We start from the raw sequence: 13,110 nt of genomic DNA, 5'->3' as shown, positions 1-13,110 counted from the left end.
AGTTTAATGACAAATAAGGTTTTCGATAGAGAATGTCTGTGCTTTTGTATGGTTACTAAGAAATTGAGTAAAGTCACATCGGTGAAAGCGCTTTTGCTTTAAGGTAGTCATAAAAGCCTCATAAGCTTCAACATTACTATGTTGGAAAATAGAGTGTTTAACCCTTTTAGCTTTACTAACCCCAAGCCATTGCTCTTTAAGTAATACCATCGCGTATGCACCTAGTGTCACATGACCTCCGACTGATACTGATAATTTACCTAGCGGTATATCATCATCCCAATTAATACCGCCAATTAGCATTGAGTCAGCTTTACCTGCATTGATGACTGCAGATGTCGCACCACATGCCATCGCATCATTGGCTGCCCAGATAATATCTATTTTTTGATGCTTTAAAATGCCAGAGACTTTTTCGTAGGCCTGTTGTTTTGACCAATTAGCAACCGTACTATCAATTAAATTGATGTTGCGGTTATCAGTGATAAAGCTTTGTAATCCCTCGGCTCTGGCTATGGAGGCAGGGGAGGTTTCATCACCATGCAAGGCCAATATATTCACTTTTGACTGAGAGTCTGAGTTACTAAAATTAATCGATTGATGAAGTTGCTCGGCAAGTGTAAAACCAGCATCAAAGTTATTTGGGATAAGACTCCCTGCATAATATTCTCTTTGCTCTGGAGTTAGTGCGTTAAGCTCTTCATTAGTGAGATCATTTAGCAACATGAATACTTTGATTTTTTGTGCTGTAATTTTATTGACTAGGCTAGTCGCCACCCCTTTTTCGTTTACGATAACTGCAAAGTCAGGTTTATTTTCGATGACATCTTTGGCAAAAGACTTCATTAGAATGTGGTTGCGATTAGCGTAAATTGTCGTGAGGTTGATGTTTAGATCATCCGCAGCTTCTTGCATAAAGTAATTTACATTTGGCCAAAAATGCCCTGTCGGGTTATCTGATGGGTGGCCAGGGTTTAAAAACATGACGTTGAGTTGCTGAGCTTTAACAAAAGAGGTTGGCAAGAAACTAAAAACTAGTAAAACAAGAAAAACTTTAATCATGAGTACTCAGCAAGCTAAAACTTTAGTGCCATATTACTAATCATAGCCAGTTAAGCAAATTTTACTGTTGAGTTTTTTACATGTGCAAAAAGCATAGGGAGTATCATTTTACTTTTAATCGTTACATTTTGTCACAACCAACTTATCTCAAAAAGCTTTCATAGTAGACTTAAATGTTATTATGTAACATTACTCATTATAAAAACGAGCAAAGAATGAAAATTAAAAATCTTGTTTTGGCCATGGCTGCCGTCGTTGCGCCTTTGGCTTCTGCGTTTCAAACGCAAGATACCCGTATTTTACGATTCCCAGATATTTATAAAGAGCATGTCACATTTGTATATGCAGGTGACATTTACGTTGCTAACACCAAGACAGGAAAAAGCCAGCGTTTAACTCATCATGAGGGGTTCGAAACTTTTCCTAAGTTTTCTCCAGACGGAAGTCAAATTGCATTCTCAGCACAGTACAACGGCAGTCGACAAGTTTATGTCATAAACCGCGATGGCTCAGGTTTGAAACAATTAACTTACTACAATGACGTTGGTCCTATGCCACCTCGAGGTGGTTATGATTACCGTGTTATGGACTGGACGCCAGACGGAAAAAATATCGTATTTAGAGCAAATAGAACGCCTTGGGGCAAGCGAATGGGGCGCCCATACACAGTGCCAGCAGAAGGCGGTTTAGAGCAACCGATGGCAATTCCTGAAACGGGTGGCGGTATGCTTTCTCCTGATGGAAGCAAATACGTTTATACCCCTATAGACAGAGAGTTTAGAACGTGGAAACGTTCACGTGGTGGTCGTGCTCAAGATGTGTGGGTGTATGATTTAGAAAATAACACTTCAAAACAGTTAACGTCTCATCGCGCTACAGATCAACAGCCTACCTGGGTAAATGACAGTATTTATTTCGTCTCAGATAGAGATTACACACTTAATTTATATAAATACCGTGAGGGTAGAGCTCCTGTTCGAATGACAACGCATGATGACTTTGATGTGTTGTGGCCTTCAGCGGGTCCTGATGCGATTGTTTATGAAAATGGGGGTTATCTATACCGTTTCGATGAAGCGACAAAGTCCTCTGAAAAACTAACGATAAATGTAGAAGGGATCAGAGAGCACATTTTGCCTTACAGTAAAAATGTGAGTGACTTTATTGACTCAATGGACATCTCTCATGATGGCAAGCGCGCGGTGTTTACAGCCCGTGGTGATATTTTCACAGTGCCAGTAAAAAAAGGCCCGACTCGTAACTTAAGCTACACGCCTGAAGGCCGTGAGATAGAGGCAAGTTGGTCGCCAAATGGTCGATATATCGCTTATATGAGCGATGTAACAGGCGAGTACGAAATTTATATTAAAGATCGTGCTAACAATAATGAAGTTAAGCAGTTAACAAATAATGGCACAATTTGGCGTTTTACGCCTAAGTGGTCACCTGATAACAGCAAGCTACTTTTTGCAGATAAAAACCACACGCTTTGGTTACTTGATATAGCATCTGGCAAACAAACAAAAATAGATGTGGCAAAGTTTGATGAAAATGGTCTTACTCAATATGTTTGGTCGCCAAATTCAAACGATATTGTGTATGTAAAAAATAACGAAAACCGCTACTCATCGTTATTTCATTTCAATATTGAGTCAAAGAAGGTAACACGCTTAACAGATGAGATGACATCTGAAAGTAACCCGACTTTTTCTCCTGACGGTGAGTATCTGTATTTCAGCTCTGAACGTGATTACAACTTAACGTTCAGCTCGTATGAGTTTGATTATATGTTTAATCGTGCCACGCGAGTTTATGCGGTTGCTGTGAATAATCAAATCACACCCATTAACGCATTAAGCTCTGATGAAGCGGGCATTGTCACTGAAGAGACTGAAGACAAATCTAAACAAGAAAACACGAATGCGCTTGAGCCTCAAGGTTTTATGAAGCGTGTCGTCGCTACAAATGCGCCAGCAGGAAATTATCGCAGCTTAACGGGTGTAGAAGGTGGGGTTTTAACGCTATCAGGTGGTGCACTTAAGCTTATTTCGAATAAGCCTGATGGCAAAGTGGCTACAGTCGCTTCTGGCGTGAGTCAGTATAAAGTGTCTACGAATGGCAAACACATCATTGCTCGCTCGGGTAAAAACATCAGTGTTATAAAGCCTAAAGCAAAACAAGATCTAAAAGCGAATCAGCTTGATCTCTCGAAGATGAATCTAAAGATTGATCCTAAAGTTGAGTGGCAGCAAATGTATGTTGAGGGTTGGCGCACATTACGTGATTGGTTCTATGATGAAAATCACCATGGCCAAGATTGGGATGCGATTTTAAAACGTTATCAACCCATGGCGGATGCGGTAGCACACAGAACTGATTTAGATTATGTGCTCAGTGAAATCGCAGGTGAAATTAATGCGGGTCATATTTATGTTCAATCTGGCGATGCGCCAACCACTGAACGTAAAAAGCATGGTTTATTAGGTGCTGAAGTAGAAAGTCACCCGTCTGGTTTTGTGAAGATAAACAAGATTTATCAAGGTGAAGATTGGCATGAAGACTTCCGCTCGCCACTGGGTCAAACAGGCATTAATGCCTCTGTAGGAAACTTCATTTTATCGGTGAATGGCCAAGCCGTAGATCAAGTGAGTAACTTCTTTGAATTGCTAGAAAATACTCAGGGTGAGCCAGTTGAGCTAATGCTGTCTGATTCACCTAGTTTTGATGCTGCTTGGAAGGTGACAGTTAAACCTGTAGCCAGTGAGCAGGGTCTACGATACTTGGAGTGGGTGAACAGCCGAACTGAATACGTCAGTAAGTTATCTAATGGCAAAATTGGTTATGTACATTTACCAAATACGCACTACGAAGGTAACCGCTCTTTATTCAAGAACTTTATGCCACAAACGACAAAAGAGGCGATGATCATTGATGATCGTTACAACGGCGGTGGCTTTATTCCTGAACATTTAATTACTTGGTTATCTCGCAAGCCATTAAATTACTGGAAACGTCGTGGTGTTGAGCCAACTAAAACGCCAGCATTTGCACACGATGGTCCTAAAGCTATGCTGATTAACGGTTATTCGAGTTCTGGTGGTGATGCATTACCTTACTATTTCCGTCAAGCGGGGCTTGGTAAGTTAATTGGCACGCGAACTTGGGGTGGCTTGATTGGTATTTCTGGTAACCCATACCTTGTAGATGGTGGGCAAGTGATTGCTGCGACTTTCCGTATTCTTGATAACGACGGCAGCTGGATCATAGAGAATGAAGGTGTAACACCAGATATCGAAGTGGTCGATCGTCCAGAACTTATTCATGCAGGAAAAGACCCTTCGGTCGAGCGCGCAGTTAAAGAGCTTCTTAAAGAATTAGAAGCTAACCCTAAAAAGCCGCTTGTCGTGCCACCTGCGCCGAGTAACTTTAGAGACTAAAAGTCATTATTCTTATAAGGGGCGAGTAGCCCCTTTTTAATCTTTGAACTAAGAGAATAAAGGTACCATACAGCAAACTAGCTAACAGGTTTTGTGCATTTAAAGATAATCGCAAATGAACGGCTACTAAGTGATGTAAAGTCGCAACTAAGCTTGTTAAATAAGTTGATTGTTTAAAGGTGTTTTGCGGTTTATTCGTCCCAGAGCCATTTATACATAATGAGACTATCAACATAACCTAACTTCGGGTGATTATAGGCTTTTGGAATTGTGCCGATAATTTCATACCCAAGCTTTTGCCAAAGCGATACCGCAACGGTATTACTCGAGACCACAGAATTAAACTGCATGGCCTTAAAACCAAGCTCTAGGGCGATAAGCTGAGAGTGCTCACAAAGTTGTCTAGCAATGCCTTTTCCTGCAGCTAAAGGCGAGACCATATAGCCGCAGTTACAAATGTGTGAGCTTGGGCCCATGGCATTGGCTTTTAAGTAATAACTGGCCAGCACTTGCCCTTTTTCTTCGTAAACGAAAGATTTTAACGGCGCTTCACACCATAGCGTATATGCGCTCGACTCGTTCATGTCTGGATCAAATGCATAAGTCTCTTGTGCTTGAATAATATTCCGAAAAGTCGGCCAAAAGTTAATAAAATCGTCATGCCTCATTGCTCTAATCATGTTTTGTCCTTGTATTGCTGTTTAATCATTTAATTAAAATTAGTTTTCTTGAATTCATGCCGAATGCAGCGTTCTGAAATATGCCTCTTATATAACTGGCGCTTGTGAGTGGGACTGGGCTGATATTCTTATGTACCCTAGACAGCAATTGCAAACACACCTTTATTTATAAGCGAAAGTGCTGACGTCAGTCCACAATATAACATTTAACCTAGCATTTTATGCATGTTTTGAACCGTCATCGGGAGTACCAAGGCAGTAGATGAGTAAAATACTGTAATCAGAAAGCCAATAACCTGATAAATTTTCAATTAAGAGAAGCAGCGTGTACAAACATTTCGATGAACCCCATTTATACCTAAATAATAACTAAAATTTAACAAAGTTAATTTTTGTCAGTTTTATGAATTTAAGCATATGATTTAATATATAAAATTTCTTTTTGTAAATTTTATGTTACAAATTTAAATATGAATAATTTTAAAATTATGTAAATAAAATGTGATCTTTGTGATTTGTTACGCTATGGTTTGTGTGATTTTTAATCAAACAACAAAGTAAAAGGAATCATTATGCGTAAATTATCAACCCTCGCATTCGCCATTGGTGCAATTGTATCTGGACAAGCTTTAGCTCAAGCAGAATTAGCACAAGTCTCTGCAAGCAAAGCCATTCCAAATCAATATATTGTAGTATTTAAAACGCCTTCTGTTTTAAATATTCAAAGCGCTGATGCAGTAGCAAGTTATGCAGAGCAAGCTAGTCAAACTCTCGTTAATAAATATAACGTAGATGTATCACGAAAGTTTTCTGGCTCTCTAAACGGTGTGGTTGTGAATGCATCTGCACTTCAAATTCAAGATTTATTAAGCAATCCTGATATTGACTATATTGAGCAAGATCAGATTGTAAGTGTGTCACCTATGGCAGCTACGAATGCTGATCAAAGCAACGCGATTTGGGGTCTAGACCGAATTGACCAGCGTGATCGTCCACTAAACTCTAACTACCACTATGACTATGATGGTGCAGGCGTAACGGCTTACGTTATCGATACTGGTGTACTTATTTCGCACAACGAGTTTGGTGGTCGTGCATCACATGGTTACGATTTCGTAGATAACGATGGTGATGCAACAGATTGTAACGGTCATGGTACTCACGTTGCGGGTACAATTGGTGGTAGCCAATACGGTGTTGCAAAGAATGTGAATATCGTTGGTATTAAAGTACTTGGTTGTTCTGGTTCAGGTACTAACTCTGGTGTAATTGCTGGTGTTGATTGGGTTAAAAACAATGCATCTGGCCCTTCTGTTGCAAACATGAGTTTAGGTGGCGGTGTTTCACAAGCACTTGATGCAGCAGTTAATTCTGCGGTTGCTTCTGGTGTAACCTTTGTTGTTGCAGCAGGTAACGACAACTCTAATGCTTGTAACTACTCACCAGCTCGTGCTGCAGATGCAATCACAGTAGGTTCAACAACGAGCAGTGATAGCCGTTCAAGTTTCTCTAACTATGGTAGCTGTTTAGATATTTACGCACCGGGTTCAAGCATCAAGTCAGCTTGGTACAATTCAAACACGTCAACGAATACAATAAGTGGTACATCAATGGCTGCACCACATGTTGCAGGTGTTGCTGCACTTTACCTTGATGAGGATGGCTCGCGCTCTCCAGCACAAATTGATTCACTTTTAAGTAACCGCAGTTCTAAGAACAAGATAAGCGATGCAAAATCGGGTTCTCCAAATGAACTTTTATATAGCCTCGTTGGTGACGGCGGCCCAGTTGACCCAGTTGACCCTGATCCAGCACTTGAAGATGGTGTTGCTGTAAACATCTCTGGTGCTAGAGGCTCTGAAAGTTTCTTCACATTTGAAGTACCTGCTGGTACTTCAAATGTGGCTTTCAGTATGACTGGTGGTTCTGGTGATGCTGATATCTATGTTCAACAAGGTACTAAACCAACACAATCTTCATATAGCTGTCGCCCATACAAAAATGGCAATGAAGAAACCTGTACTTTCAATAACCCAACTGCTGGCACTTGGCATGTAATGGTTCGAGGCTACAGTGCTTATTCAGGTGTGTCACTGAAAGCCCAAACATCATCAGGTGGTGGTTGCGGTGCGAATTGCCTAGATAATGGTGTACCAGTAACGAGCCTTTCTGGAACACGTAATTCTGAGGTTGTTTACACGATTGATGTACCAGCGGGTGTAACACTAAATGTAAATACATCAGGCGGCTCTGGTGATGCAGACCTTTATGTTCGTAAAGGAGCTGCACCAACAACAAGTACATACGACTGCCGCCCTTACCGTAATGGTAACAATGAGAGCTGTAGTTTAAGTTCTGGTACTGGCGGTACTTACTACATCATGCTTCGTGGCTATAGCGCTTATAATGGTTTGACGCTACAAGCTAGCTACTAAATCTGAACTTTTTAAATCCAATTAATTAAGTCGTTAAGTAAAAGCGCATTAAGCAACCTGTTTTTTGCGCTTTTTATTTTTTATAATCTTTCAGATTATAAATCTGCGTAATACCAATCCTCAATCATTTTGAGGGACTAAATTGACACTAGCTTTATTAAAAACTTCTCATTCAGAACAGTTAAAAAGCAGCACTTTCGCCTTGCTATCGACGAATTGCCCTTGCCTCAAAATAGGTTGCTTAACTAAAGAACATCATAAACCTCAAATTATTTCTCTGTTTTAGTTAAAACGTTAACAATGTGTCTTGCTTCGGCTTCATATTTCTACCTTAATTCCATATTAAGCTTGTTGTAATAGGCAAATTATGTCTAATAATTAGCTTTTATCTTAATTCAACTTAGGTATATAGGACGCAGCGTGCACTTAAACGATCCTTGGAGTCATCGAGCGACGACACCAATATTACTCTTTTTCCTAGCAGTTTCTGTGATTGGCTTTTTAGTAAATGGTATTTATCAATTACAACAAGCTCATTCCTTTGGTCAAGAGGTGAGGGCACAAGTTAAATCACAAACCTTAGTTGCAGCAGAAGAGGTTGATAAAGCACTCACTAAAATAATGGACAGTGTTGATAGGTTTGCCACAGAAGTGACAGCGACTCCAGACAAAACATTTGTGATAAAACTGCTAGAAGATGAATTTGCAGTAAATGAAGATATTTACTCGCTCAATGTGACCTTTCACCCATATAAGTATCAGTCAGATGTACGTTATTTTAGCCCTTATTATGAAAGATTAACGGGTGTTGAGCGCACCTACAACTTGGTTGATTATGATAAGCCATTTAGAGAATTTAGTTGGTACCACAGGCCGTTAAAAGAAGGACCGATCTGGACTGAGCCGTATTATGAGCCTCAGAACAATGTGCTAATGACAACCTATTCTGTGCCTTTTTATCAGTCGAAGGAAGATAAGCGAGCAGGCAAAGCCCCTTTGGGAGTAGTCCCTTCCGATGTTTCTTTAGATCAATTAACGGCATCATTAAAAGAACTTGATTTGGGCCTAGGCGGCTACGGAATAATATTTTCTGAAAATCAGAGCCTTATATCTCACCCTGTATTTAGTCATGTGCGAGGAATGGAGCACCTTGATGATTTAGTGAAAGAGTCTGAATTTAAGTATTTAGCCAAAATATCTGGATGCTTTGATAAAAACTTAGATTATCTATTCTTTAATGGCGAGACACTTGATAACGACGAACATTATGCCGCTTGTACTAAGGTACCTCATACTAATTGGACATTGATCACACGCATGTCTTCAGACATGTTTGCCATGGATAGAGATGAACGCAGGCAGAGTAATATTCAAATTATTGCTTGGGGCTCGTCATCTATTATTTTCTTAATTCTGCTTTTAACAAAATTAAGACGTTTAACATGGACGCAGAATAACGTGTTACTGTCAGTAACTTTAATGATGAGTACCATGTTGGTACTTGAGTTTGCCCGTAGTTTTAAGACTTTGGAGCAAAACGATAATGTGATCATTACGACACAAGCACAAAGAGAGGCATTTTCATCAAGTTATCAAGACAGACTAGAAAAAATGCATGTTGAAACACCAGAGTTTGTTGCGACGGGCCTTTATGTTGAGTCTTTGGAGTTTGTAAACGCCAATAATGTGCACCTGACAGGTCATGCTTGGCAAAAGCTGACTGCTGAGCAGAGAAAAATCATTAAACCAAAATTATCTTTCAATCATACGGTCAATAACAAAATAGAAGAAGCTTACAGGCAAGAGCAACAAGATGGCGGCCTTTTGGTTGGCTGGCGTTTCTCTACTGAAACTAGGCAACAATTTGATTACAGTAAATACCCGTTTGATCACAAGAGCATTGAGCTGAGTTTCAACGAAGCAGATATGGGTGGTAATGTTATTTTAGTGCCGGATTTAGAGTCTTATGAAAAGCTTTCAAAAATGGACAACCCAGCTGTAGCCCCTGCAATTGTGTTAGATGAGTGGCAGTTAAAGAGTAGTTATTTTAAATATCGTTTCGAAAGCTATAACACTAACTTTGGCTTAGATACTTTTTTTAATCAGAATGTAGCACCTGAGTTAAATTACAATATTAATATTGAAAGGGAGTTTATAGGGCCGTTTGTGACAACCTTGCTACCAGTAATGGTCATGGTATGCCTACTATATGCATGTGTAGTTAGTATGAAGTACACACCTTATGGTGATTTACGTAACAATATTACTGCAGTTGTATTTACTATTTTGCTGGCGCATTACAGTATTCGTGAGCACCTACAAATTGACGAAGTGGTCTATTTTGAGATTTTTTACTTCTTGCTTTATTTGGTTTCATCAATCTTTATGTTGATAGCGCATCAATATTATAAAGCCAAAGAAGAAACGGGTGATGGTCGTATTTATAAACAACTGGCCAATATTTGGTTCTGGCCGGTGATGACCATATCGATATTTATCATCACAGTACTGACTTATTATTAAATGAAAAGACCTGCACTTATGCAGGTCTTTTTTATTAAGCAATTAGTATTTTAATTCCTCAATCCATGTTAGCGTGTCTAAGTAAGCCTTGGTTTTTTCACTGAGCGGGTTGCCTGTCAGATCCAAACTGGTCAGCTTTTCATTAACATCAACATTGATATCGGTGATCAAGTTGTTAGAAAGGTCTAACCCCAATAATTCTGGTGAACCACTGAAATCAACTGATGTGAGTTTGTTATTGTAAATAGAAGCATACTCTAAACTTGGTAAGTCGATATAGAGTTTTTCAAGAACGCCATCATACATGCTCAGAATTCTCAGAGAGGGAAGATTAATTAGTTCTATTGTGTGACTATTAACTGCCCCTAGCATTATTTCAGAGAGCTTATCGTTATTTGAAAAAGTTAGGTTTTCAATATTTGTTCTGTTGATTATTAAATGTTCAATTTCGGGATTATAACTCAAGTCTAATTTTTCAAGCTCTAAGTTTGTGTTATTAATACTTAAAAATGAGAGTGCACTTAAATTAGTTATGTCGATTTCGGGCATGTCGCTTGAGCTAATTGTAATTATTTCAACACTTTTTAAAGCCGATAGTGAAATTGTTTCGAATTTTATAGATTTTACATACAGTTCTTTCAGTTTTGGCGTCCAATCAGAGTCAAAAACAATTTTATCTGGGCTTTGATTACGATTGTCTATTGATAAGCTTTCTAAATTTTCAAATAGCGCTAAACCACTTAAATCTCCATTAGTAAAATTTTCGATATCACAAGATATGTATTTTACTTCGCTGGTACTCCTCACACTATTTGGATCAAAGGTTTGATTGTGACAGTGGTAGGACGAATGGTCTTTATTGAATCATTATATTCTTCACTTCCAGAGCCAAAGCAGCCTGATAAAATTGCGCATGTAGCAAAGAGAGGCAATACTTTTTTCATTTATCTAATTTCCGTATATTTTTATTTTTTTAAATATACCAATTCTTTTAAGTTGGTCCAATTTTAAATACAAATGCGACTTCATATCCTTTCTTTCTTCCTGAGAAATAAAGGCACAGAAGCGAAGTTTATTATGGCTGTGATGAATTTAAGAAAATGCTGAAAGGCCGAAACTTATGCCACAGTCGGAGGAAAAGCGATGAATTGGGCGGTTAAAAATCAAGAACATATCCCAAAAAATATGCTGAATGCCTTTCTTATTGGAAGCCTAAATCGACTGACCAATTCAACAGGCTACAATTAACAAAGCAGATCACTTATAAGCTTTGAACTCGTTGCCAGCTATTGCTGGCAACGATAGTGGGCTCTATTGTCTAAAGCTTTTGCCAAACATTGGCTTTACTTGGTTGGTCGCCCTGCGTCCACCATTTCGCGGTGTAAATAGCCTCATTAAAACTGACCTTGTCACCTTTTAGGTAAACTTTTGTGGCATCCCATGCCGCAACACCATCCACCGGTGGTGTGTCTATAGGTGGGTCAAGCTTTTCAACCACAGTTACATTTGGCCAATTAACATGTGACTGATAAAAATTCGTGACACACTTTTCATAATCGCCAGGCACAAGTGCTGAATAAGCAGTTTGATAGCCTACTAATTTACACTCGAATGACTGGCCACCGGGGCGATCTGAATGATAAGTCCAATCAGCTTCCCAGTTTGTGTAAAGTACATCGGCAGAGCCATTGAGGTTTAAGCTTCCAAAAGGCGTTTGTTGCCAACAGGTATTTTCTTCATCAGCTTCAATTGGAATGTTGTAATAGTTCGATAAACCTTCCCAGTAACGAATACGGTTTACTGGCTGACCTTTAGTACGGTTTTGCTCACCGCACTCAATGCCCCCATTTATCACATTTATGGTGGTGCCAAATCCATAACCAATACCAGCTGCTAGCTCTTTTTGAGAAGGCACCCAAGTTCGATCAATAACGTGCAACATGGCGGGCTTTGGCGCTTGAGGCGTTAAGAAAAACCAAATAGCTGAAGCTAAGTTGAGCCAAGAGTCTGCAACTAAACCTGGGTTGTTGAGCAGTACAGTCGCATCACCGTTGAACATGACTTCAGAGAAAGCACCGTAATTGAAGTGATAAGAGAGTTGCTTAGCACCTCGACCAAAATAACCTTGACCATCAGCACATGGCCAGCGACGGTTTTGCCAGTCGTTTTGTCCACACCCTGTCGTGTAACCTGGTTGACCTTCAGACCACCCCATTTCACGTACATGCACGAGTGCTTGTTGCCACTCTTCTAACTGTTGTGGGTTGTCAGAAATATTGTCTTTAGCAATATGTCCGCCCGTTTCTTGTGCAAAGTGTGCAAATGCTGTGATGATAGACTTCTTACAAATGGCATCAGAATCTCGGCCATCTGTATATTCACCACAAAATGCTGGGAATTTACCTATGGCACGCAAGAAACGCGTATAAGTATATTCAGGGGCAGCCATACCGGTTAAAAAATCCCATTCTTGCTGACCAAACACACGTTCAACTCGTTTCACGTTTTCAGGATTGTTGGCATTGTTAGGCGTGATCGCTTCAACAATACTGTTGTCGCGTGTTTCTAGTGCCTTGGCCCAAATCTGATACATAGGATCTGAGGCTTTTGCATCACGCGCAGTATTAATTTCTGCTCGCGATAGTAAATAACCGTTTGGGTTATTAGGGTCGTCAACAATGGTTAGCGCATTGGCCGAAGCAATTAAACCAACCTGCAAAGCAAGCAGTTTGAAAGAATGGTTTTTCATTTGAGTTCCTTTGAATCGCACGTTTCTAAAACAGGGTTATTTAACCTATTTTTAACATTAGACGCTGAATGACATCGCTGTCAAGTTTGTCTTTGAAGAATTGTTGCATTTGCAATTACTGGTTAAGAGTTTATTTTGTTGAGTCTCACATCGCTTGTGTTTTATTGTTATTTTTTAAATAGTGGCAATGGGATAACGAGGGGCTAAATAACCTCAGATCTGTA

Annotated in this window: 7 protein-coding genes; 3 read left to right on the top strand and 4 right to left on the bottom strand. The window is 39.6% G+C overall.

Annotation, left to right across the window (positions count from 1 at the left end; genetic code table 11):
• Nucleotides 1–3 precede the first annotated feature (3 nt).
• Entirely contained in the window at nt 4–1,062 is a 1,059-nt protein-coding gene (locus tag CWB72_RS14175; RefSeq protein ID WP_138632576.1) for an ABC transporter substrate-binding protein, read from the bottom strand.
• Between the two features lie 215 nt (nt 1,063–1,277).
• On the opposite strand from CWB72_RS14175, the gene CWB72_RS14170 reads away from it, so the two are divergent.
• Nucleotides 1,278–4,499 (top strand): S41 family peptidase, encoded by a 3,222-nt coding sequence (locus CWB72_RS14170; protein ID WP_138632573.1) that lies wholly within the window; start codon nt 1,278–1,280, stop codon nt 4,497–4,499.
• Between the two features lie 191 nt (nt 4,500–4,690).
• Here the strand turns inward: CWB72_RS14170 and CWB72_RS14165 are convergent, their stop codons facing one another.
• Complete coding sequence (locus CWB72_RS14165) at nt 4,691–5,179, bottom strand: GNAT family N-acetyltransferase (protein WP_138632570.1); 489 nt, start codon at nt 5,177–5,179, stop codon at nt 4,691–4,693.
• A 572-nt stretch (nt 5,180–5,751) separates the two neighbouring features.
• Between CWB72_RS14165 and CWB72_RS14160 the strand changes: the two genes are divergently transcribed.
• Both CWB72_RS14160 and CWB72_RS14155 read left to right on the top strand, forming a co-directional pair.
• Complete coding sequence (locus CWB72_RS14160; protein ID WP_138632567.1) at nt 5,752–7,614, top strand: S8 family serine peptidase; 1,863 nt, start codon at nt 5,752–5,754, stop codon at nt 7,612–7,614.
• Nucleotides 7,615–8,034: 420 nt separating this feature from the next.
• Entirely contained in the window at nt 8,035–10,137 is a 2,103-nt protein-coding gene (locus CWB72_RS14155; protein ID WP_138632564.1) for a PDC sensor domain-containing protein, read from the top strand.
• Nucleotides 10,138–10,179: 42 nt separating this feature from the next.
• Here the strand turns inward: CWB72_RS14155 and CWB72_RS14150 are convergent, their stop codons facing one another.
• Both CWB72_RS14150 and CWB72_RS14145 read right to left on the bottom strand, forming a co-directional pair.
• Nucleotides 10,180–10,944, bottom strand: a complete 765-nt coding sequence (locus tag CWB72_RS14150; protein ID WP_138632561.1) for a hypothetical protein — start codon at nt 10,942–10,944, stop codon at nt 10,180–10,182.
• 511 nt (nt 10,945–11,455) lie between these two features.
• The gene (locus CWB72_RS14145) at nt 11,456–12,886 is read right to left on the bottom strand and encodes a chitinase (RefSeq protein WP_138632558.1); all 1,431 of its coding nucleotides are present in this window, start codon (nt 12,884–12,886) and stop codon (nt 11,456–11,458) included.
• Nucleotides 12,887–13,110: the final 224 nt, after the last annotated feature.

The sequence above is a fragment of the Pseudoalteromonas phenolica genome (genome assembly GCF_005886345.1).
Taxonomy (GTDB): domain Bacteria; phylum Pseudomonadota; class Gammaproteobacteria; order Enterobacterales; family Alteromonadaceae; genus Pseudoalteromonas; species Pseudoalteromonas phenolica_A.
This window is presented reverse-complemented; position numbering and strand designations above follow the sequence as displayed.